Consider the following 23,478-nt stretch of genomic DNA (forward strand, 5'->3'; position numbering starts at 1 on the left):
GGGCCGCCGGCTTGCGCCGCGGCCCGTTTGCATAGTTGGAATCACGCACACCATGACCACCGACACCACTGGCCGCACCGGCAATCCCGCTGCGGCCGCGAGCCCCGAGCGATTCCGCTACGGTTTCCTGAAGGGCAACCCGCAGCTCACGAAAAACGGCGAGCTCAAGCACCTGCTGTCGATCGAGGGCCTGCCGCGCTCGATCGTCAATCACATCCTCGATACGGCCGAGCAGTTCGTCAGCGTCACGGACCGCGAAGTGAAGAAGGTGCCGCTGCTGCGCGGCAAGTCCGTGTTCAACCTGTTCTTCGAGAACTCGACGCGCACGCGCACGACCTTCGAGATCGCCGCGACGCGCCTGTCGGCCGACGTGCTGAACCTGAACATCAATGCGTCGTCGACGAGCAAGGGCGAATCGCTGCTCGACACGATCAACAACCTGTCCGCGATGCATGCGGACCTGTTCGTCGTGCGCCACGCGTCGAGCGGCGCGCCGTACCTGATCGCCGAGCACTGCGCGCCGCACGTGCACGTGATCAACGCCGGCGACGGCCGTCATGCGCACCCGACGCAGGGCCTGCTCGACATGTACACGATCCGCCACTACAAGCGCGACTTCACGAAGCTGCGCGTGGCGATCGTCGGCGACATCCTGCACTCGCGCGTCGCGCGCTCGGACATCCACGCGCTGACCACGCTCGGCGTGCCGGAAGTGCGCGCGATCGGGCCGCGCACGCTGCTGCCGGGCGGCCTCGAGCAGATGGGCGTGAAGGTGTTCCACAACCTCGACGAGGGGCTGAAGGGCGTCGACGTGATCATCATGCTGCGCCTGCAGAACGAGCGGATGAGCGGCGCGCTGCTGCCGTCCGCGCAGGAGTATTTCAAGACCTGGGGCCTGACGCCCGAGCGCCTCGCGCTCGCCGCGCCCGATGCGATCGTGATGCACCCGGGGCCGATGAACCGCGGCGTCGAGATCGACTCGCAGGTCGCCGACGGCCCGCAGTCGGTGATCCTCAACCAGGTCACGTTCGGCATCGCGGTGCGGATGGCGGTGATGGGCATCGTCGCCGGCAACAACGACTGAGCCGCTTCGCGCCTCCTTATCCAGGCATTCAACGCATTCAACGCATTCACAGACAGCGCATGAAGATTCATATCAAAGGCGGCACGCTGATCGATCCGGTCGCCGGCAGCGAGCGGCAGGCCGACGTATTCATCTCGGGCGGCAAGATCGACGCGATCGCCGAAGCCGGCCGCGCGCCGGCTGGCTTCGCGGCCGACAAGACGATCGACGCATCGGGCCTGATCGTCGCGCCCGGCCTCGTCGACCTGTGCGCGCGGCTGCGCGAGCCCGGCTACGAGCACAAGGCGACGCTCGCGTCCGAGATGGCCGCGGCGGTCGCCGGCGGCGTGACGACGCTCGTATGCCCGCCGGATACCGACCCGGTGCTCGACGAGCCGGGCCTCGTCGAGATGCTCAAATTCCGCGCGCGCAACCTGCACCAGGCGAACGTCCATCCGCTCGGCGCGCTGACGGTCGGCCTCAAGGGCGAGGTGATCACCGAGATGGTCGCGCTGACCGAGTCGGGCTGCGTCGGCTTCACGCATGCGAACGTGCCGGTGCGCGACACGCAGGTGCTGCTGCGCGCGCTGCAGTATGCGAGCACCTACGGGTTCACCACGTGGCTGCGCCCGCTCGACGCGTTCATCGGCAAGGGTGGCGTGGCGGCGAGCGGCCCGGTCGCGTCGCGGCTCGGGCTGTCCGGCGTGCCGGTCGCCGCCGAGACGATCGCGCTGCACACCATTTTCGAGCTGATGCGCGTGACGGGCGCGCGCGTGCACCTCGCGCGGCTGTCGTCGGCGGCCGGCCTTGCGCTGGTGCGCGCCGCGAAAGCCGAAGGGCTGCCCGTGACCTGCGACGTCGGCGTAAATCACCTGCACCTGATCGACGTCGACATCGGCTATTTCGATTCGCAGTTCCGGCTCGATCCGCCGCTGCGCAGCGAGCGCGACCGCGAAGCGATCCGCGCGGCGCTCGCCGACGGCACGATCGATGCGATCTGCTCCGACCACACGCCGGTCGACGACGACGAGAAGCTGCTGCCGTTCGGCGAAGCGACGCCCGGTGCCACTGGCCTCGAACTGCTGCTGTCGCTGACGGTGAAGTGGGCCGACGAGACGCGCACGCCGCTCGCGCAGGCGCTGCGCCGCATCACGTCGGCGCCTGCCGACGTGCTGAAGCTACCGGCCGGCCGTCTGGCCGAAGGCGGCGCGGCCGACCTGTGCGTGTTCGATCCGCGCGCGCACTGGCGCGTCGAGCCGCGCGCGCTGAAGAGCCAGGGTCACAACTCGCCGTTCCTCGGCTACGAACTGCCCGCCTGCGTGCGTGCGACGCTCGTCGCCGGGCAGATCGCGTTCGAGCGTCACTGAACCCCGCCGGAGCTGCGCCATGACAGCCGTTCGCAAGCTGCGCCTCGTCTTTCACCTGCTGCGCGGGATGGCGGTCGTCGCGCTGCGCTTCTCGCACGTCACGCCCGCGCGGCGCCTCGAGCTCACGCGCCGCTGGTCGCTCAAGCTGCTGCGCATCTGCGGGATGCGCCTCGTCGTCCACAACGACGGCGCGCGTCTCGACGCGGGCGCGCTCGTCGTCGGCAACCACGTGTCGTGGCTCGACATCTACACCGTCAACGCGTGGCGGCCGACGCCGTTCGTGTCGAAGGCCGAGGTGCGGCAGTGGCCGGTGGTCGGCTGGCTGGCCGAGAAGCTCGACACCGTGTTCCTGCAGCGCGAGAAGCGCACCGAGGCGATGCGGGTCATGCACGAGATGGCCGACCGGCTGCGCAGCGGCGGCGTGATGTGCGTGTTTCCGGAAGGCACGACGTCCGACGGGCAGGGACTGCTGCCGTTCCATGCGAACCTGTTCCAGGCCGCGGTGTCGGCCGGCTGTGCGGTGCAGCCGATCTGCCTGATGTACGAGGATGCGCAGGGCCGGCAGTCGGTCGCGCCCGCCTATACGGGCGAGCTGTCGCTCGGCATGTCGCTCGACATGGTGTTGCGCGGCGGGCCGCTCGTCGCGCATCTGTACGTCTGCGATCCGATCCCGCCGGGCGGTGACCGGCGGGCGATGTCGGCGGCCGCGCGCGACGCGATCGCGGCCGCGCTCGAAGCGATGCAGGCGCAGGTCGGCAAGCCGTCGGCCGAATCGCTGGCGGAGCTCGAGAAGCATGCGTATCCGGCGACGGAGGTCGGCGCCGGTGCGGCCGGCGACGCCGCAGCCGAGGAGCCGGTGCCGGGGCGCGAGGGCTGAGGTGTTCGCCCCTGGCTCGCGCGTTTGCTACGCGGGCCTTTCGATCATTCTGCGCCGGGCGTGCGGCACGCTTCGCACTGCACCTGCGTGACCGTGCGCTGCGCCGGATCGGCGCTCAGGCGCACGGCCGACAGCTGATTTCCCCACACGCATCCCGAATCGAGCGCGACGACGTTGTCGCGCAGCATCAGGCCGAGCGCGGCCCAGTGACCGAACACGACGGTCACGTCCTCGGTGCGGCGACCCGGCACGTCGAACCACGGCAGATGGCCGGGCGGCGCGCTGTCGGGGCCGCCGTTTGCCTTGAAGTCCATGACGCCGTCGGGTGTGCAGAAACGCAGGCGCGTGAATGCATTGAACGCGACGCGCATGCGGTCGCGCTTTTTCAGGTTCGGACTCCATTGGTTCGGTTCGTTGCCGTACAGCTTTTGCAGCGTCTCGCGCCAGTCGGGCGCGCGTAGGGCGCGCTGCAGTTCGTCGGCGAGCTCCAGCGCGAGCGTGGCATCCCATTGAGGGAGCACGCCGGCGTGGACCAGCAGCATGCCGTGCTCGAAATGCGCGAACGGGCGATGGCGAACCCAGTCGAGCAACGCGTCCGCGTCGGGTGCGTCGAGGATTTCGCCGATCGTGTCGCCGGGACGCTCGGTGCGGATGCCGGCCGAGACGGCGAGCAGATGCAGATCGTGATTGCCGAGGACGACGGTCGCGCGCGAGCCGAGATCGGCGAGCGCGCGCAGCGAGGCGAGCGACGCGGGACCGCGGTTGACGATGTCGCCGGCGATCCATAGAGGCGTATCGGAAGGCGCTGAAAGTTTATTGAATAGCGACTGGAAAGCGGAATGACAGCCTTGGATGTCGCCGATGGCGATGGGGGTGTGGGTCATGAGAGCCTGGGCGTTGCAAGTTCGCGATGTATGGAAAATTACTTTCAGTCCTTGTCGGTGACTAGGACGACGTTCTGCAAATTTCCCTTCATGAAGAAAGAGGTTTCAGCTCCGGTTTGGGTGCGGAGCGCTGTATCAAGTTGTTAGCGGCATGGCTTTTGCGACGGGCCGCTCCCTATAATTGTCGTTTTCCCGAACAAAATTAGCATTTCATGACTTTGACGACCACGGCGGCCGGTTAAAATTCCCGGTCTGACTGGCCATCACAGTCGTTTGCTTGCGAATCTGATGCGGCCGGCACTTGACCGTGCCTGCCATACATTACTAGAGGGAGCCTCATGATCCTGGTTACCGGCGGCGCGGGTTTTATCGGTGCCAACTTTGTACTTGACTGGCTGCGTGAATCCGGCGAAGCCGTGCTCAATGTCGACAAGCTCACCTACGCAGGCAATCTGCGCACGCTGCAGTCGCTGAACGGCAATCCGAAACACGTATTCGCACGCGTGGACATCTGCGACCGCGCGGCACTCGACGCGCTGTTCGCCGAGCACAAGCCGCGCGCGGTGTTGCACTTTGCCGCCGAAAGCCACGTCGACCGCTCGATCCATGGCCCGGCCGATTTCGTGCAGACCAATGTCGTCGGCACCTTCACGCTGCTCGAAGCCACGCGTCAATACTGGAACGCACTGCCCGAAGCCGACAAGGCCGCGTTCCGCTTCCTGCATGTGTCGACCGACGAAGTGTTCGGCTCGCTGTCGGCAACCGATCCGCAGTTCTCCGAAACGACGCCGTACGCGCCGAACAGCCCGTACTCGGCCACCAAGGCCGGCTCCGATCATCTCGTACGCGCGTACCATCACACGTACGGCCTGCCGACGCTCACCACGAACTGCTCGAACAACTACGGTCCGTACCAGTTCCCGGAGAAGCTCATTCCGCTGATGATTGCCAACGCGCTGGCCGGCAAGCCGCTGCCCGTCTACGGCGACGGCCAGAACGTGCGCGACTGGCTGTACGTGGGCGACCACTGCAGCGCAATCCGCGAAGTGCTCGCACGCGGCGTGCCCGGCGAGACGTACAACGTCGGCGGCTGGAACGAGAAGAAGAACCTCGAAGTCGTGCACACGCTGTGCGACCTGCTCGATGCGCAGCGCCCGAAGGCGGCCGGCTCGTATCGCGACCAGATCACCTACGTGACGGACCGCCCCGGCCACGACCGCCGCTACGCGATCGATGCGCGCAAGCTCGAGCGCGAGCTCGGCTGGAAGCCGGCGGAGACGTTCGAGACGGGGCTGGCGAAGACGGTCGCATGGTATCTCGACAACCAGGCGTGGGCCGACGAAGTCGCGTCGGGCGAATACCGCAAGTGGGTCGAAACCAACTACGCGCAGCGCGCGTAAGGGTGGCGGACATGGCACGCAAAGGCATCATCCTGGCCGGCGGTTCCGGCACCCGGCTGTATCCGATCACGCACGCGGTGTCGAAGCAGTTGCTGCCGGTGTACGACAAGCCGATGATCTACTATCCGCTGTCGACGCTGATGGTCGCGGGCATTCGCGACGTGCTGATCATCTCGACGCCGCAGGACACGCCGCGCTTCGAGGCGATGCTCGGCGACGGCAGCCAGTGGGGGATGAACATCCAGTACGCGGTGCAGCCGTCGCCGGACGGGCTCGCGCAGGCGTTCATCATCGGCAGGGAATTCGTCGGCAACGATCCGTCGGCGCTGATTCTCGGCGACAACATCTTCTACGGCCACGACCTCGCGAAGCAGCTCGAGCATGCGAACGCGCAGCAAGCGGGCGCGACGGTGTTCGCGTATCACGTGCACGATCCCGAGCGCTACGGCGTGGTCGAATTCGACCGGGACTTCCGCGCGCTGTCGATCGAGGAGAAGCCGGCGAAACCGCGTTCGCATTATGCGGTCACGGGCCTGTACTTCTACGACAACCGGGTGTGCGATATCGCGGCCGACATCAAGCCGTCGCCGCGCGGCGAGCTGGAGATCACCGACGTCAATTCGCGCTATCTGGCGGACGGCGCACTGAATGTCGAGATCATGGGGCGCGGTTACGCGTGGCTCGATACCGGCACGCACGATTCGCTGATCGAGGCGGCGAGCTTCATCGCGACGCTGCAGAAGCGGCAAGGGCTGGTGGTCGCGTGCCCGGAGGAAATCGCGTACCGCCGTCAGTGGATCGACGCGGAGCAGGTGCAGAAGCTGGCGCAGCCGTTGTCGAAGAACGGCTACGGTCAATATTTGCTCAACATTCTTACGGATCAGGTTGCATGGCCATCACGGTAACTGCCACGGCGCTGCCCGAAGTCAAGATCATCGAGCCGAAGGTGTTCGGCGATGCGCGCGGCTATTTCTACGAGAGCTTCAACGGGCGTGAATTCGCCGAGCACGTCGAGCCAGGCGTGGAGTTCGTGCAGGACAACCATTCGCGCTCGGCGAAGGGCGTGCTGCGCGGGCTGCACTATCAGATCCAGCATGCGCAGGGCAAGCTCGTGCGCGTGGTCGAGGGCGAGGTGTTCGACGTTGCGGTCGATATCCGCAAGCACTCGCCGAACTTCGGCAAGTGGGTCGGCGTGACGCTGTCGGCGGACAACCACCGGCAGCTGTGGGTGCCGCCCGGGTTCGCGCATGGATTCGTGGTGCTGTCGGAGGCGGCGCAGTTCCTCTACAAGACCACCGACTACTGGTACCCGGAGCACGAGCGCAGCATCGTGTGGAACGATCCGGAGATCGGCATCGAGTGGCCGATCGATTTCGAGCCGCTGCTGGCCGCGAAGGATGCGGCGGGCAAGCGGTTGAGCGAAGCCGAACTCTATGCGTGAGGTGGGCGTGAAAACTGAGCCGACGATCCTCGTGACGGGCGTGAACGGGCAGGTCGGATTCGAACTGCTCCGCACGCTGCAAGGCTTGGGGCGCGTGGTGGCGTGCGATCGGTCGATGCTCGACCTGTCCGATCTCGAGCGCGTACGCAGTGTCGTGCGCGATCTGAAGCCGTCGATTATCGTGAATCCGGCTGCCTATACGGCCGTCGACAAGGCGGAGACGGACATCGAAGGCGCCCGGCGCCTGAATGCCGACGTGCCGCGCGTTTTCGCGGAGGAAGCGGCGCGCAGCGGCGCAGTGCTGATCCACTATTCGACCGACTATGTGTTCGACGGCACCAAAGACGGTGCCTATGTCGAAACGGATGCGACCAATCCGCAGAACGTGTACGGGCTGACCAAGCTCGAAGGCGAGCAGGCGATTGCGGCGACCGGGTGTGCGCATCTGATCTTGCGGACGAGCTGGGTTTATGGCCGGCGCGGCAAGAACTTCCTGCTCACGATGCTGAAGCTCGGCAGCGAGCGGCCGGAACTGAAAATCGTCGCGGACCAGATTGGGGCGCCGACGTGGTCGAAGACCATCGCTACTGCAACCTCGCATATTCTCGCGCAGTCGCTGGCGACGGACGAGGCGGACTGGTGGGCGCGGCGTTCCGGTGTTTATCACTTAACGTCTGCCGGCGCGACGTCGTGGCATGGGTTTGCTGAAGCAATCCTTGCGCATGCGATGGGCGAACGGACGCCGAAGGTTGTGCCGATTCCGGCCGCTGACTATCCGGTGCCAGCGAAGCGGCCTGCCAATTCGAGGCTGTCGCATGCGAAGCTGACCGGAGTGTTCGGACTGCGACTGCCGGAATGGGACGATGCCCTGAAGCTGTGCCTGAGTGAGTAACTTGGATCCATCTCTCTCGCAGCAGGAGCGGGCCGGTGTCGTGATCGTATTCTATCGACCGGACCGCCAATGCGTGGCTCGCGCTAACCGGCTCGCCAGCCGTTGGCCCTGCGTCGTGGTCGACAACACAGAAAGCGTGTCAACAGCGGACGCGCTCGGGCTGGAGGCTCGGATCGACTATATCCCAAACGGCGCCAACCTCGGCATCGCGACGGCGCTTAACCAGGGCATCGAACGAGTTATCGCGGCGGGCTGTACGTCGGCCTTGCTGTTCGATCAGGATAGCGAGCCATCGGACGAATTGCTGGTCGCACTGCCGCGGACCCTGGCGGCTGAACGCGCGCGCAACCGGCGCGTGGCGCTCGTCGGGCCGGCATACGAGGATGCGCGTCTGGGCGGGGTCGCGCCGTTCGTGCGCTTCGGCTACCTGAAGCTGCGGCGCGTTTCGCCGGAGGGTGCGCAGCCGATCGACGTGGACTTTTTGATTACGTCGGGGTCGTGCGTGAATCTCGCGGTTTGGCGCGACATTGGCCCGATGGATGACGCGCTCTTCATCGACTTCGTCGATCTCGAGTGGTGTGTCCGGGCTCGCTCGAAAGGTTATTCGGTGCTCGGGGCGCCAGCGCTGCGCCTTAAACACGAACTGGGCGGCGAGCCTGTGAAGGTTTTCGGACGCAGTTACCCCGGACACAGCCCGATTCGGCACTATTATCTGTTCCGCAATACGTTCGCGCTGCTCCGACGCGCCTATGTGCCATGGAGTTGGAAGTCGACGGAGCTTGTCAAGATACCGATCCGATTGATCATTTACGGGTGTTTTATGCCGTCAGGTTTGAAGCATGTCCGTTTATCCATCTTGGGTGTTTGGCATGGTTTGAGTGGAAGGTTAGGGCCGTTCAGATGCAAATGACAGCGGTGTGCCTCATCAAAAATTTTTAGGAATCTTGGATACTTCATGCTTAATCTCGCATTGACAGACTTGAAGCAGAGCATCGAGTCATGGCGGTTGTGGACTTTGCTGGGATGGTTGGAAATCAGGCAGCGGTATGCCCGCTCGCGGGTAGGCCCCTTCTGGTTGACTATCAGTATGGGCGTGATGATTGCGTCGATTGGTATCGTATACGGCACGCTGTTTGGCCAGAAGATGAGCGAATATTTGCCGTTCCTGGCGGTCAGTCTTGTGGTGTGGAACGTTTTTGCTCAGACAATTCAGGAAGGTAGCCTCGCTTATATCAACAGTAGCGCGTATATTCGTCAGGCGTCGACTCCGAAGCTGATATATGTATTTCAGGTGATGTGGAGAAATTTGATTGTTCTTTCGCACAATTTCGTAATTGTCGTTGTTCTTTTTGCGATTTTTGGTGTGAAGAACTGGGAAGTCGTTCCTCTGTTTATTCCTGCTATGCTGGTATATCTGGCCAATGCGCTTTGGATATCGATGTTGGCTGGCCTGCTTTCGGCGAGATTTCGCGATTTGCCACAAATCATCGCTGCATTGGTGCAGGTGGCTTTCTACGTGACTCCTGTTATTTATAAGCCGAGCGCGTTGAGTCGTTTTACCTTTATCGTCGAATTCAATCCACTTGCCTATTTGATTGAGTTGGTTCGGACGCCGCTGATTGGAGAGGCGCCGACTTTGATGATGTGGAGCGTCACAATCGGTATGGCACTCGTAGGATTGCCATTCGCGCTGTTGTTGACTGGGCGCTATCTAAAGCGCATTCCGTACTGGGTTTGAGGAGCGCGAATATGGCTTTTATTGAACTGAATCGAGTTACTCTGGATCTGCCAATATACGATGTCCAAGGCCGTTCGTTAAAGAAGACGGTAATGCGGATGGGACGTCGAAACAGGATCGCGGAAGACAGCGATGGTGTCGTAGTTGTACGTGCGCTGGACGACGTGAGCTTTCGTTTTCAGTCGGGTGATCGTGTTGGCTTGATTGGCCATAATGGTGCAGGAAAGTCCACGTTGTTGAGAGCAATGTCAGGCATCTACTCTCCGACAACCGGTCAGATCTCCCGCGACGGCAAAGTCGTGCCATTGCTCGATATCAGCTTGGGTATGGACGAGAATTCAACCGGCTTGCAGAACATCAGGTTGCGCGGTTTGTTGCTCGGTATGAGCGATGCAGAGATTCGTGCGAAACAACAGGATATCGCTGAGTTTTGTGAGTTGGGCGATTATTTGGATCTTCCTATTCGTACATATTCGAGTGGTATGCGCGTCAGGTTGGCCTTTGCGGTTTCGACCGCAGTGGACGCAGAGATTCTGCTGCTCGATGAAGTCATGGGAGTAGGAGATGCATCGTTCCGGCACAAGGCCCAGGATCGACTCGCTGATTTACACAGTCGTGCTGAGATCGTTGTGCTTGCAATGCATTCGAATTCCGAAATTCGAAGAGTATGTAACAAAGCGCTCTGGATGGATCGAGGAAAAGTTCGCGCATTTGGCGCTGTTGACGAAGTTGTTGCCGCATACGAAGAGCAAATTTGACTCGACGCGTCGCATTAAGCGTCATTTGCGGGCTAAAAAATCCGATTCCGCGGTGTCTGATTATTAGTATCAGTCGATCAGTGGTTGATTTTTAGCTCGGCGTGCACATTGTGAAAAAGGTAGATGCAATGAGTGATACCTCAGGCAATCGGTTGATTGAAATATTTTTTGATCACAATGAAAATCTGTCGGATAAATGGGAGCAATATCTCCATATTTACGACATGGAGCTGAGGGAGTTCGCCGAGCGAGCGCAGCCCGTTAGCCTTCTGGAAATCGGTGTGCAGAATGGCGGCTCGCTGCAGGTTTGGAAGAAATATTTTGCGACCGGCTCTCGCATTGTTGGTATAGATATCGAAGAAGCCTGTGGAAAGTTGGATCTCGGTGAAAATATCGAGGTCATGGTGGGCGATGCGTCAGATCCCGCGCAGATTCAACAATTGCTTGGTGAAGAGACGTTTGATGTTATTGTCGACGATGGGTCGCATCGATCGGATCATATCGTCGCTACGTTTCGGGCATGTTTCGACCGGTTGCGCGCCGGGGGCGTGTTCATAATCGAGGACATCCACTGCAGTTATATGGCATCGCATTTGGGCGGTTTTCGCAAGCGGGAAGCAGCCATCGAGATGCTCAAGGGAGTGGTTGACGCGGTCAATTTCGACCATGTTGAAACGGACGCGTTTTCCTTGCTGGCCGACGACGAGCGCGCCTACCTGGAACATCTGAACCGCGAGGTGGCTAGCATATCGTTCTACGATTCTGTTGTGGTCGTGCGGAAGCTGATGTCACCGAAGACGCGGCCATTTCGCCGAATCATGACCGGCAAAAGAGTCCCGGTGGCAGATCCGTCGGCAGCTATCGCAGGAGAGTCTCCCGCGAGGTTGCGAGAATTCGTCCTGTCGTCTGCTGCGACAGGCACAATCGGGCCGCTGATCATGGAATCTCTGGCATCAGCACGGGAAGATCTAGAGCGAATCCGCATCGAAAGGGACAGTTTTGTCGCTGAAGCGGAAGTGGCGGCACGTGCAGCGTCTGCTGCAGCGGACGAGAATGAACGGTTGCGCAAGGAACAGGAACTCATAAAAGAGGCTCGCGCGTCCGCTGACGCCGAAATCCGGCGGCTGCGTGCTGCGTCGTTTCTCGCGGAACAGTCGAGTCAGGATGCCGCGAGGGAAATTCGTGCTCTTAAAGAGGAGCGTGGCGAACTCGCTGCCAGAGCGCATGCGCTGAGCGGTGAAGTGACGTCTCTGGAAAATCAGCTGGCCGAAATCATGCGCAGTACGTCTTGGCGATTTGGCGCACCTGTGCGCGTGATCGGGACGCAACTTATGCATCGCTCCGGCGCAGTGAAGCGAGTAATGAATGCAAAACGTGTTGCGGGCGGATGGGCGCCATTGCTGCGAATTGTGCGCCGGACGTTGCGAGAGCAAGGGTGGCGCGGGGTACAGCAACGCGCACGGCAGTTTGACGGCGATCGAGTGGGGCTTCCTCGGCCAAATGCGCTGCAGGAGCGCATGACCCACACGCTGTCTGATATCGCGGTTCGTTTTGGGCCGGTACCGGTGAATCGTCGGGTCACGGAGTCGTCGGATGGTCCGACCATTTCGCTACTGATGCCGGTATATCGAACGCCATTAGATGCGCTGCGTCAGGCGATTGTTTCCGTCATGCAACAAACCTATCAGCGGTGGGAGCTTTGCATTGTCGATGACGCCTCGAACGACAGCCAACTGCTCGACGTCCTGAATGAGTTTGCACGCAAGGATACGCGCATCAAGGTCAAGATTGCGGATGCGAATGGAGGAATTTCCGCCGCAACTAACCAAGCGTATTCTATGGCGACGGGCGACTTTATTGCGCTCTTCGACCACGACGATCTATTGACGCATGACGCGCTGTCCGAGGTGGTTGCTGCGATTGCGAGTAATCCAACTGCCGATCTGTTTTATTCGGATGAATGCAAGGTGGATCCGCATGGGTCGCCGCTCGAAGTACTATCGAAGCCAGATTGGAGTCCGCTTCTGATGAATTCGTCGATGTACATCGGCCATTTATCGGTGTATCGACGTAGTCTGATGGAGCGCGTTGGCGGTTTTCGCAGCGAATTCGATTTTTCTCAGGATTACGACTTTGCCCTGCGCGCAATGGAATTGACGAATCAAGTCGTTCATATTCCGAAGGTACTCTATGGATGGCGAATGATCGCTGCTTCCGGAGCCGCAGGGGGGAAACCGTATGCGCGTATCAGTAATGTCAATGCGTTGCAGTCGGCGGCGGACAGGCGAAATATGAAGGCGAAGGCAATCCCTTTGCCGACCGCGAATTATCTTGAGTGGGACGAGGCGGCGATCAACGGATTTGTGTCGATCGTTATACCCTCCGACAACGCGAATAATATTAAAGAGTCGATTGAGTCGATCGTAAGCGAAACTGATTATCAAAATTGGGAAGTGCTTGTGGTGACGAATTCGGCGATCGTCGATCGGTTGTCGTCTGAGCGTGCAGATAAGCGAATTCGATATATTCGATATGATAAGCCGTTTAATTTCTCGGACAAGTGTAATGTTGGTGCTGCCGCTGCGAGTGGCGATTTCCTGATTTTTTATAATGATGATGTTCGTGTTATAACGAGAAAATGGATTCAACGAATCCTCGAGTTGTTGCAGCAGAAAGGTGTTGGGGCTGTTGCGCCCAAGATGTTGTATGAAGATGGAACCATTCAGCACGCGGGGATGGTAACCGGAGTAAGGCGCCTCGTTGGTACGGCATTCCATTGCCTCGATTCTCAAACGACGCTTCATTATAATCTTGCGCAATCCATTCGTGAGGTTTCGGTGTTGTGCGGGGCGTGTATTGCAGTAAAGAAGCAAGTTTTTGATGAGATTGATGGCTTCGATGCTGTTAATGCGGCAATATCACATTCGGATGTTGACTTGTGCTTTAAAATCCGTGATCGTGGGCTGACTTGCGTGTATACGCCCTACGCGGAACTTACTCATATTGGTCACGTATCGATCGCGGAAACTGAAAAAGCACAGCAAAAGGCTGCTCGTCCTTTCAAGCAGGACAAGGCCGACATTAATATGCTGCGACGTTGGCCATGGTTCATTGCCGACGATCCATATTTCACGAAGCCGATGCGGGAGCAATTGTTTCACGATTCGCCGGAGAAATTTCAGATTTTTGCGCCGCGTGAGCCTGCACGCCAAGGTGGGCGCGATATATTGCTCCTTGCTCATGATCTGACGATGAGTGGAGCGCCAAGATTGCTATTCGAGATGGCTATCTTCCTAAAGCACTGCGGGCATTTTGTGGTTGTGGCAACGCCGGCGGATGGGGCCTATCGGAAGCCGCTTGTTGAGCATGGTATTCCAGTCATTTGCGATGAGCTGGTGCTGACCGGTTCGGACCATCTATTTGACCTTGCGAAGAATTTCGATGTCGTTATAGGCAACACTGTGCTGTGTTGGAAGGATATCGATCGGTTGGCGGGCTATACGAAAACCTACCTTTATAGCCACGAGTCGCAAATTGTCTCTGATCATTTTGCCGGATTGCCTGGATTTGGGGCGGCCATAAAATCTGCGACCGGAGTGATCGCTGCGAGTACGCGAGCAGCGAGTCATCTTCGGAGATTTCGCGATAAAATCGATATTCTTCCCGGATATGGGGCGGATGATCTGCCTTGGAAGAAATATGACGCACCTATAGCAGATGCAGTAATTTCCGTAACGCTCATTGGGTCCAAGGAGTCGAGAAAGGGGCAAGATATCGCAGTAGAAGCGTTGCGTATGTTGTCGAGTCGCTATCGCAAACACAAGGTGGTTTTGCGGCTGTATGGGCGTAATCATGAATCGGCCTTTGTCGCTAGACTGGAGAAGCTGGTCGCCGATATGCCCGATGTCGAGCTTGGTCCGGAGTTGCCGCACGACGCCTATATCGAGGCATTGAGGGCGTCTGATATTGTCCTGTCAGCGGCCCGCGACGATACGTTGCCGCTGGTATCACTGGATGCGTTGGCGCTAGGCAGAATTATGGTCTGCACCCGCGAGACAGGGACGTCAGATTTTCTCGAGGAGGGTGTGTCTGGATTTGTCGCCACACAGGCTTCGCCTGAAGCGGTTGCGGCGGGATTGGAGCGAGCGCTCGACCGAATTGCGGATTGGCCGGCCATCGGCGCCAAAGCTCGCTCCGTGTTCGAAGAGAATTTCACAAAGCACAGTTTCCATCAGAGAACTCTTTCCCTTCTGGGCTTGCAAGAAGAGGGCGTAAAGGCAGTATGAACTTGTGAAGTGTCTTGTGATGGGATGGAGTGACCGAGCGTTGTGTCGGGAACTCCATCCTTGGTTCCAGGGAGGAGTTCACATTCATTTTTCCGAGCCCTTAGTGAATTCCTGATATTGTTCACGGACGCAATATAGATGATCCCTTCCATAGGGACTCGCGGCGCCGGTTGAGATGTGATTTGATACGGCGAAAGTCGATCGCATCGTAACTATAGGCGACGCAATGCATACAGGTTTTCGTTGACCGCTGATAGCCTTGCATCAATAGAGAATTCCGCGGAGTGGGAGAGATGAACCAGCATTTCGTGGAATGCCGCCTCCGTCCATGCGTGGAAATGAGTGTTGCCGCGGTGCTCGTAAAGTATTTGAGCGCGCTTCTGAATCTCGTCCTCGGGAAGTTCTTCGCCGGTTAGTTCGGGATGGATGAAGCGGTAATGTTCTATGCATGCTTGTAGATAGGTGCCTTCCCCATTGTCAATTTCATCGGCGAGCAAGTGCTCAATCGTTGTTGATTGACGACGTCTATCCCATGTCTGAGTGAGCTCGGGGACGACCAACAGAAATACACCTCCCCGCTTGAGACGTTTAATCGTTTGCTTGATAGCGCCAAACGGATTGAGCAGATGTTCGATAACGTGTGCGGAGATGACGAAATCCAGGCTGTCGAGGGCAACACCGTGGAGCGTTTGGGCGTCGATTTCGCCTGAGAGGGCGACCTTGTCCGTACCAAAGTACTTTTCGAGTCCCGTCCGATCGCGGATGTCGCCGTAATAGCATGTCGCGGAGGTGGGTATCGGGAACGGTCTTGAACCGGCACCGAGTTCAATGCCGTACCCTTTCACGAATATTTGAGCCAAAGTGCGTCGAACGACGTGGACTTCTTCAGCGCCTTTCCCCTCTTCAACCTCCCGTCGGTACCGGTGCAGGATGGCGCATCGAAGTGCTAGGTCGGATTTCTCGAAACTTTCCCAGAATGCCGGCGTCTCGTCTTCTCTTATCATCAGCGTGCCCTCTCGGTCGGAGCACTTATTACATCGTCCTTGGGCGATAACCGCAATCGGGGATTGCCACGCTAACCGCGGGTCTTAGCGGCGCGTGCTTACAATGTCGGCTACGAAGTCGACTATAACGATTGTTGTAGGCGGCGAAAGCTGGAGCTCTGATTTAGCGGGGCGGTTTGAGCCAATCGCCAAGCGCCCTGAGTGGGCGAGTGAGCCGCCAGGACGTGGAGGCAGTTAATTGGGCGAGACGCCGCTCAAGAGCGTCGATGCGCGATGCCGACTCCTGCTGCAGTGCGGAAAGTTCGTTGTGGTGTTGATATCTGAGCGCTTCTTCGCGGTCCCGGAATGCTTCGGTCGCCCGAGCGGTTTGCGCTTGGAGTGCGGCTGTTTCTTGTTGTAGCCGCTCGATTTGAGCTGAGCGGCTTGCGGCTTCACCCCTTAGGCGGAGTAGTTCGCGCATGAGCGCGACTCTGCCGAGTTCGTCATGAGACGGGTACTCGATGCTGCGCGCGTTTTTTTTCTCCTGGTCGATTGCATTGACCTCCCTTCCTGTTCGTACTTTCGAGGCGTCGGCGAGACGAGTATGAGCGGCCATTGCTTGCTCACGCGAAGCGTGTGGGACAATGACGTCTGCTAATTTCGACCAGAGATAGTCAGAATCGTTAACCAATCTGGGGAAGTCTAGAAAAATAATCGGGATATCTTTCTCAACGAGTGCTCGGACAGTTTCGTGGAAGCCAAGAGCCAGAATGCGCGCTTGGTCCACGGGGTTTAGTGAGTAGATCACACCGCCAGGGGTTTCTGCCCAATTCTCCCAGTGCGTCACGTCCGGAGGCAACTGGTCGTTTCCGTATCGTGCCCGCATCTCCAGGATGACCCGACTTGTAGCGGCTTCGACAAGGTTGCGCATTGGAATGATGACTGCGTCAAGAGTGATGTCGGACCGCGTAACCAGATCGTTGACCATCTCAAACAGCCAGGGCGACTTGACGACATACGGCAGTTGGCCACCTGGTGCAAGAACGTCCTCAAGCCCAGCGTTTGCGTTTTCGTCGAGCTGTTCGTGGGGATTGGCCGTTAGCCGGGTTTCGAGCCCACATGCGGTGAGATATTGAACTAGGAAGCTGGTACCGGCGCGGCCGGTGCCGGCGATAACGAGATGATGTGTCATTGCTCTTGATAGGCTGGGAGTTCTGTCTTGAGAGGCTGCATATCGATGACAGTTCGACTCCGTTGATGATTTGCCAGTTGACGCTATGAAATGTAACGACTCATAGAGTTGGCCGAGCGACGGTGTGGCGATCGATAAAGGTCGGGGCCGTGTGGACGAAGGCGTGACGACGGATATCAGGATGTCGCCAAGACGCGGATGGAGAGGAGAGCCTTAGCTCACACATCGTATGCGTCAACTGTTGCTGGATGTCGGCCGATATCTTAACCGCTGCAACCACCGCGATGACCGGTCGAATCGATGCGATCGTTGCGGATTGTTACATAGCGTGGTGACGTAGAGAATATTGATCGGAAGGTGGAGCAGCCCCCTGAAACGCCGGACACAGTCACCCACTTACAATAACGGGTAGGCATAAGACTGTGTTTTTGACTAACACCAGGCAGGAAGTGATGGAAGTGTTGACGGGCCCGGAGCGCCGGCGGCGCTGGACGGCGGAGCAAAAGCTGGCGATGGTTCGCGAGAGTTTCGAACCAGGGAAGTCGGTTTCGATGGTCGCGCGGCAGCACGGCGTGAACCCGAACCAGCTGTTCCACTGGCGCAAGCTGTACCAGGATGGGAGCCTGTCAGCGGTCAAGGCTGGCGAGGAAGTGGTTCCGGCCTCAGAGCTGGCCGACGCGCTCAAGCAGATTCGCGAGCTGCAACGGATGCTCGGCAAGAAGACCATGGAGAACGAGATTCTCCGCGAAGCAGTCGAGTACGGCCGGGCAAAAAAATGGATAGCGCACTCGCCCTCGCTGCCGGAGGACGACCAGTGAAACTGGTTTGTGAAGTTCTCGGCGTGTCGCGCTCGAACGTATCGGCACGACTGTCGCGTCCGGCGACGTGGCGCGATGGCCGTCAATCGCGGCAGACGGACGATGCGAGCGTGGTCGAGGAAATCCGCCGAGTCGTCGGCGATTTGCCCAGCTATGGCTATCGCCGGGTGTGGGGCTCGCTGCGCAATGAACGCATTGCTGCCGGACAGGTGCCGTTCAATGCGAAGCGCATCTATCGCATCATGCGCACTCACGGTCTGCTGATGCAACGGCGTCCAGCCCCGCCTCGGCCGCAACGTCGGCACGATGGCAAGGTGGCCGTCGCGCGCAGCAATCAGCGATGGTGCTCGGACGGCTTCGAGTTCCGCTGCGACAACGGCGAGCCGCTGCGGGTGACGTTTGCGCTGGATTGCTGCGACCGAGAGGCGATGAGCTGGGCAGCCACGACAGCAGGTCACAGCGGCGACATCGTGCGCGACGTGATGCTGGCTGCAGTGGAAAATCGGTTTGGCAACGAACTGCATACCCCGTCCGAAATCGAGTGGCTGAGCGACAACGGTTCGGGCTACACGGCCGACGACACGCGCCGGTTCGCAGTGGCCATCGGCCTGAAGCCATTGACCACACCGGTGTGCAGCCCACAAAGTAATGGGATGGCAGAGAGCTTCGTGAAGACGATGAAACGCGACTACGTCGCCTTCATGCCGAAGCCGGACGCAGCGACTGCCGCACGCAACTTGGCCATCGCGTTCGAGCATTACAACGAGAAGCATCCCCATAGCGCGCTGAAATACCGCTCGCCTCGCGAGTTCCGGCGCTCGATGGATTCAGCAACCTTAGTGTGATGCCGTGTCCGGGATTACAGGGTCAACTCCAGAAGGAGTGTTGACCGATTTACGCCGCATCCCTGTTTAAGTTGCAAGAGGCGGGGCCTACCGACGCTGGGACAGGGATTGCTCAAATGGATGCTTTTGAGCACACTGCTAGCTTTCGCATCCGTCAGTCGTGATCGGGTGGAGAGGCGATTGACTGTCATGAGCGTTATCAATGCATCCCAGAGCGAAACCGTGGAGTTTTCGGTGTCGGTGGTTGTGTACCGACCCGACGAGGCACAACTGCGCGATACCTTAGACTGCTTGCGCGACGCAATCGCCGCGATGCGCGTGCGCCGCCCGGAGGTGTCGGCACACCTCTATCTAATCGATAACGGTGGCTTTGGTGGTGATTCGGCGTCGATAGCGGCACTTGAGGCGAGCGGTATCCCCTGCACGATGATCGCGGGGCATGGCAACGTGGGATACGGGTGCGGCCACAATCTTGCCGTGGCGCGGGCAACCAGTACTTATCATTTGATTCTGAATCCCGATGTCGATCTTGAGCGCGAAGCGCTGACGCGTGCCCTCGAGTTTATCGATCGGCATCCCGACCTAGGCCTGTTGGCTCCTTGTGTTTCTGATGGCGACGAAGCAGTCCAATATCTGTGCCGTCGCTATCCCACTTTGGTTGACCTGTTCGCTAGAGGCTTTCTACCTGCGCGATTGCGTTTCCCGTTTAGTCGGCGCCTCGCCCGCTACGAAATGCGCGACGTCATCAACGACCACGACATCGTCTGGGATCCCCCCATCGTCAGCGGCTGCTTCATGCTGTTCCGCACCGAAGTCCTGAAGAAACTCGGCGGCTTCGACCCGCGCTATTTCCTCTACTTCGAAGACTACGACCTCAGCCTGCGCACGCACGATGTCGCCCGCGTAGCCTACGTCCCCGCCGTCCGCGTGATCCATCACGGCGGCGGCGCGTCCCGCAAGGGCTTCGCTCACATCCGCATGTTCGCCGCGTCGGCGTTCAAGTTCTACAACCGCTTCGGCTGGAGGCTGTGGTGAGCCATCTCGTCGTCACCGGCGCGAACGGCTTCGTCGGCCGCGCGGTATGTCGGCGCGCGCTGGCCGCAGGGCACACCGTGACCGCGCTCGTGCGGCGGCCGGGGGAATGCGTCGAAGGCGTGCGCGAATGGGTGCACGCCGAGGTCGACTTCGACGGCCTCGACGCTGCGTGGCCGGCCGATCTGGGTGCCGACTGTGTGATCCATCTCGCCGCGCGTGTGCACGTGATGCGCGACGAGTCGCCCGATCCCGATGCCGCGTTCGATGCGACCAATGTTGGCGGCACCCTGCGTCTCGCGGAGGCCGCGCGCAACCACGGCGTGCGGCGCATCGTGTTCGCGAGCAGCATCAAGGCGGTGGGCGAGGGCGACGGCGGAATACCGCTGTCGGAGCACGCGTCGCCCGATCCGCAGGACGCTTACGGCCGCTCGAAGCTGCGCGCGGAGCGGCAGCTCGCGGACTTCGGCAAGACGGCAGGGCTCGATGTCGTCATCGTGCGGCCGCCGCTTGTTTATGGTCCGACCGTCCGCGCGAACTTCCTGCGCATGATGGATGCGATCGCGCGCGGCACGCCGCTGCCGCTCGGCGCCGTTGGCGCCCGGCGCAGCATCGTCTACGTCGAGAATCTCGCCGATGCGCTGCTGCAGTGCGCAATCAACCCGTACGCTGCCGGCGAATGCTTTCACGTCGCCGACGACGATGCGCCGTCGGTCACCGAACTGCTGCGGATGGTCGGCGATGCGCTCGGCAAGCCCGCGCGCTTGGTCGGCGTGCCGCCGGCCGCGCTGCGGGTGCTCGGCAGGCTGGCCGGCCGTCGCGCGGCCATCGATCGCCTGACGGGCAGCCTGCAACTCGACACCGGGCGGATCAGACGCGTGATCGGCTGGCATCCGCCTTATACGACTCGACAGGGCCTCGAAGCGACCGCCGCATGGTATCGTTCGCGCGATACACAAAAATAGCCAACATGCATCTCCCGATACCCACGTGGCTTGCTGCCGTCATGGTGGCCGTGGCTGCCGGCGTCGCGTCGACGGCCATCCTGAGCGTACTGCTCGCGACCGGCCTCGCGTGGCGCCTCGCCACCGATATTCCGAACGATCGTTCACTCCATACGCTGCCGACACCCCGTGTCGGCGGCTGGGGCATCGTGCCGGTAAGCATCGTCGCGCTGCTGGCGCTTGCGCCGCGACTGTGGCTGATTGCCGCGGCCGCGGCGGGGCTCGCTGCAATATCCCAGATCGACGACCGCCGTGGGTTGCCGGCTCGCGTGCGGTTCTCCGCGCATCTTGCGGCGGTCGTTGCACTGATCGTCGTGTTTCCGGCCGATGCGCATTGGTGGGTGCTCGCCGCAGTCGGCTTCGTGATGGTGTGGTTGACCAATCTGTACAATTTCATGGACGGCGCCGACGGCCTGGCGGGCGGGATGGCGCTGTTCGGTTTCGGCGCCTACGCGATCGCGGCGCTGTGCAGCGCGAATCCGTCGCCTGATCTCGTCGTGGCCGGCTCCGCAGTCGCCGGCGCGGCGCTGGGCTTTCTCCTGCTGAATTTCCATCCGGCACGGCTTTTTCTCGGCGATGCAGGCTCGATTCCGCTGGGCTTTCTGGCCGGCGCCCTCGGCTACTGGGGCTGGCGCGCCGACGTCTGGCCGATCTGGTTTCCGCCGCTGGTGTTCGCGCCCTTTATTGCTGACGCGTCTGTAACACTTTTGAGACGTCTGTTACGCGGAGAAAAGTTCTGGCAAGCGCACCGGGAGCACTATTATCAAAGGATGGTCCGATCGGGCGTAGGCCACGGTCGTACCGCTCTGTATTGGTACCTCATCATGCTCCTGGGCGTCGCTGTCGCCTTGTGGGCGAAGGGCCGTCCGGAACCGCAGCAGTGGCTGTCGTTCTTCGCATGGTATGGCGTGCTGGCGTTGTTCGGATTGTCGATCGACGTGCGTTGGCGCCGGTTTCAGTCGGCCGCTGAAAACAACTCGTGAGGTTTCCCGCCGATGTTGCGATCCAAAGCATCGTGGCTGTCGCTAAGTGCTTTCCTGTTTGACCTGCTGGCGGTTATCGCGGCATGGCTGTTCGCGTATCTCGTTCGTTTCAACGGCAGCATCCCGCCTGATTTTCTCGATGGCGCGCTGACGGCGCTCGCCTGGGTGCTGCCGGTCTACGCGCTGATGTTCCACGTGTTCGGTTTGTACCGCGGCCTGTGGGTCTTCGCGAGCCTGCCCGACCTGATGCGCATCTCGAAGGCGCTGATCGGCGGCAGCGTGATCGTGATGGTCGGCGCGGTGATGTTCCAGCCGTCGCCGATCATTCCGCGCTCGGTGCTGCTCGTGTCGCCGCTGATGCTGTTCCTCGCGATGGGCGGCGCGCGTGCGCTGTACCGCGCGATGAAGGAGTTCTACCTGTACGGCGGTCTCGTCGGGCAGGGCAAGCCCGTGCTCGTGCTCGGCGCCGGCACCGCCGGCGCGAACCTCGCGCGCGAGCTGTCGCGCTCGGGCGAATGGCGCCTCGTCGGCCTGCTCGACGACGACGTCACCAAGCAGGGCCGCGAAATCTACGGCTACAAGGTACTCGGCTCGTTCAACGACCTGAAGCACTGGACCGACGCGATGAAGGTCGAGTACGCGATCATCGCGATTCCGTCGGCGTCCGTCGAGACGCAGCGGCGCGTCGCGACGCTCTGCGTGCGGGCCGGCATCAAGGCGATGGTGCTGCCGTCGCTGACCGCGCTGATGCCGGGGCAGGGGTTCCTGTCGCAGGTGCGGAACATCGATCTCGAGGATCTGCTCGGGCGCGATGCGGTGACGATCGACACGCCGCACGTCGAGGCGCTGCTGCGCGGCCGCGTGGTGATGGTGACCGGCGCGGGCGGCTCGATCGGTTCCGAGCTGTGCCGGCAGATCCTGCGTTTCGCGCCGGCGCAACTGGTCGCGTTCGACCTGTCCGAATACGCGATGTACCGGCTTGCCGAGGAGCTGCGCGAGCGTTTCCCCGACCAGCCCGTCGTGCCGATCATCGGCGACGCGAAGGATTCGCTGCTGCTCGATCAGGTGATGTCGCGTTACGCACCGCACATCGTGTTCCATGCGGCCGCCTACAAGCACGTGCCGCTGATGGAGGAACACAACGCGTGGCAGGCGCTGCGCAACAACGTGCTGGGCACCTACCGCGTCGCACGCGCGGCGATCCGTCACGACGTGCGCCATTTCGTACTGATCTCGACCGACAAGGCCGTCAACCCGACCAACGTGATGGGCGCGAGCAAGCGTCTCGCCGAGATGGCCTGCCAGGCGCTGCAGCAGACGAGCGGCGGCACGCAGTTCGAGACGGTGCGCTTCGGCAACGTGCTCGGCAGCGCGGGCAGCGTGATCCCGAAGTTCCAGCAGCAGATCGCGAAGGGCGGCCCGGTGACGGTCACGCACCCCGAGATCACGCGCTTCTTCATGACGATCCCGGAGGCGTCGCAGCTGGTGCTGCAGGCATCGAGCATGGGGCGCGGCGGCGAGATCTTCATTCTCGACATGGGCGAGCCGGTCAAGATCGTCGATCTGGCGCGCGACCTGATCCGGCTGTACGGCTTCTCGGAAGGGCAGATCCGGATCGAGTTCACGGGGCTGCGGCCGGGCGAGAAGCTTTACGAGGAACTGCTCGCGGACGACGAGACGACGACGCGCACGCCGCATCCGAAGCTGCGGATCGCCCGCGCGCGGGAAGTGCCGGACAACCTGCTCGACGAGTTGTTGCCGTGGCTGATGCAGCATCGCGTGCTGAGCGACGACGAAGTGCGGCGCGACCTGCGGCGCTGGGTGCCGGAATACCAGTCGGCCGTCGCGCCGGTGCTGCAGAGCGTGCCGACGGTGCGCGCGGTGTCGAACGAGTAAGTCCCTGTCGCAAGAAAAA

General features: G+C 60.8%; 19 protein-coding genes. 16 read left to right on the forward strand and 3 right to left on the reverse strand.

All coding sequences use genetic code 11. From position 1 onward, the window contains the following. Positions 1-52: 52 nt before the first annotated feature. The 3 genes from WS57_RS21790 to WS57_RS21800 are packed head-to-tail and all read left to right on the forward strand — an operon-like array spanning position 53 to position 3,307. Positions 53-1,084 (forward strand): aspartate carbamoyltransferase catalytic subunit, encoded by a 1,032-nt coding sequence (locus WS57_RS21790; protein WP_006400966.1) that lies wholly within the window; start codon positions 53-55, stop codon positions 1,082-1,084. Positions 1,085-1,143: 59 nt separating this feature from the next. Then, a complete protein-coding gene (locus tag WS57_RS21795; RefSeq protein WP_059517535.1) occupies positions 1,144-2,430 on the forward strand; it encodes a dihydroorotase in 1,287 nt (428 codons plus the stop codon). Between the two features lie 19 nt (positions 2,431-2,449). Beyond that, entirely contained in the window at positions 2,450-3,307 is an 858-nt protein-coding gene (locus tag WS57_RS21800) for a lysophospholipid acyltransferase family protein (protein WP_009689158.1), read from the forward strand. Between the two features lie 44 nt (positions 3,308-3,351). Here WS57_RS21800 and WS57_RS21805 read toward each other — a convergent pair whose 3' ends face one another. Further along, positions 3,352-4,191: a symmetrical bis(5'-nucleosyl)-tetraphosphatase gene (locus tag WS57_RS21805; RefSeq protein ID WP_069244831.1), complete on the reverse strand. Its 840-nt coding sequence runs from the start codon at positions 4,189-4,191 to the stop codon at positions 3,352-3,354. 338 nt (positions 4,192-4,529) lie between these two features. Here WS57_RS21805 and rfbB point away from each other — a divergent pair, with 338 nt between their 5' ends. From rfbB to WS57_RS36055, 8 genes are all read left to right on the forward strand, one after another. Then, positions 4,530-5,591: a dTDP-glucose 4,6-dehydratase gene (rfbB, locus tag WS57_RS21810; RefSeq protein WP_009689156.1), complete on the forward strand. Its 1,062-nt coding sequence runs from the start codon at positions 4,530-4,532 to the stop codon at positions 5,589-5,591. Positions 5,592-5,602: 11 nt separating this feature from the next. Next, complete coding sequence (gene rfbA, locus WS57_RS21815) at positions 5,603-6,496, forward strand: glucose-1-phosphate thymidylyltransferase RfbA (protein WP_069244809.1); 894 nt, start codon at positions 5,603-5,605, stop codon at positions 6,494-6,496. Then, complete coding sequence (gene rfbC, locus WS57_RS21820; RefSeq protein WP_009689154.1) at positions 6,481-7,032, forward strand: dTDP-4-dehydrorhamnose 3,5-epimerase; 552 nt, start codon at positions 6,481-6,483, stop codon at positions 7,030-7,032. Before rfbA ends, rfbC begins: the two co-directional genes overlap by 16 nt. Further along, a complete protein-coding gene (gene rfbD / locus WS57_RS21825; RefSeq protein ID WP_069244832.1) occupies positions 7,025-7,924 on the forward strand; it encodes a dTDP-4-dehydrorhamnose reductase in 900 nt (299 codons plus the stop codon). The genes rfbC and rfbD overlap by 8 nt, the downstream gene beginning before the upstream one ends. A gap of 1 nt (position 7,925) precedes the next feature. After that, positions 7,926-8,834: a glycosyltransferase family 2 protein gene (locus WS57_RS21830; protein ID WP_228545487.1), complete on the forward strand. Its 909-nt coding sequence runs from the start codon at positions 7,926-7,928 to the stop codon at positions 8,832-8,834. 45 nt (positions 8,835-8,879) lie between these two features. Further along, positions 8,880-9,662, forward strand: a complete 783-nt coding sequence (locus WS57_RS21835; RefSeq protein WP_069244834.1) for an ABC transporter permease — start codon at positions 8,880-8,882, stop codon at positions 9,660-9,662. Between the two features lie 11 nt (positions 9,663-9,673). Beyond that, positions 9,674-10,420 carry an ABC transporter ATP-binding protein gene (locus WS57_RS36050; protein ID WP_081337656.1) on the forward strand — a complete coding sequence of 249 codons (747 nt, stop codon included), beginning with the start codon at positions 9,674-9,676 and terminating at the stop codon, positions 10,418-10,420. 128 nt (positions 10,421-10,548) lie between these two features. Further along, positions 10,549-14,706: a glycosyltransferase gene (locus WS57_RS36055; protein WP_081337657.1), complete on the forward strand. Its 4,158-nt coding sequence runs from the start codon at positions 10,549-10,551 to the stop codon at positions 14,704-14,706. 212 nt (positions 14,707-14,918) lie between these two features. On the opposite strand, the gene WS57_RS37215 is transcribed toward WS57_RS36055, so the two are convergent. Continuing rightward, positions 14,919-15,710 carry a methyltransferase domain-containing protein gene (locus tag WS57_RS37215; RefSeq protein ID WP_155774332.1) on the reverse strand — a complete coding sequence of 264 codons (792 nt, stop codon included), beginning with the start codon at positions 15,708-15,710 and terminating at the stop codon, positions 14,919-14,921. Positions 15,711-15,873: 163 nt separating this feature from the next. Continuing rightward, complete coding sequence (locus WS57_RS21860) at positions 15,874-16,881, reverse strand: hypothetical protein (protein ID WP_069244839.1); 1,008 nt, start codon at positions 16,879-16,881, stop codon at positions 15,874-15,876. Positions 16,882-17,333: 452 nt separating this feature from the next. Between WS57_RS21860 and WS57_RS21870 the strand changes: the two genes are divergently transcribed. The 5 genes from WS57_RS21870 (at position 17,334) to WS57_RS21890 (ending at position 23,459) form a co-directional block, all read left to right on the forward strand. After that, positions 17,334-18,544, forward strand: a protein-coding gene (locus WS57_RS21870; RefSeq protein ID WP_155774291.1) for an IS3 family transposase whose coding sequence is annotated in 2 segments (ribosomal slippage) — positions 17,334-17,649 and positions 17,649-18,544 — 1,212 coding nt in all. Because the reading frame shifts where the segments join, the coding sequence is not laid out codon by codon here. A gap of 189 nt (positions 18,545-18,733) precedes the next feature. Further along, entirely contained in the window at positions 18,734-19,579 is an 846-nt protein-coding gene (locus WS57_RS21875; RefSeq protein WP_069244840.1) for a glycosyltransferase family 2 protein, read from the forward strand. Then, a complete protein-coding gene (locus tag WS57_RS21880; protein ID WP_009689138.1) occupies positions 19,576-20,541 on the forward strand; it encodes a UDP-glucose 4-epimerase family protein in 966 nt (321 codons plus the stop codon). The genes WS57_RS21875 and WS57_RS21880 overlap by 4 nt, the downstream gene beginning before the upstream one ends. Positions 20,542-20,546: 5 nt before the next feature. Beyond that, positions 20,547-21,563, forward strand: coding sequence for an MraY family glycosyltransferase (locus WS57_RS21885; protein WP_069244841.1), 1,017 nt, complete (start codon positions 20,547-20,549; stop codon positions 21,561-21,563). 12 nt (positions 21,564-21,575) lie between these two features. Continuing rightward, positions 21,576-23,459: a polysaccharide biosynthesis protein gene (locus WS57_RS21890; protein WP_009689136.1), complete on the forward strand. Its 1,884-nt coding sequence runs from the start codon at positions 21,576-21,578 to the stop codon at positions 23,457-23,459. The last annotated feature ends 19 nt before the right edge of the window (positions 23,460-23,478 follow it).

The sequence above is a fragment of the Burkholderia pseudomultivorans genome, assembly GCF_001718415.1.
Lineage (GTDB): Bacteria > Pseudomonadota > Gammaproteobacteria > Burkholderiales > Burkholderiaceae > Burkholderia > Burkholderia pseudomultivorans_A.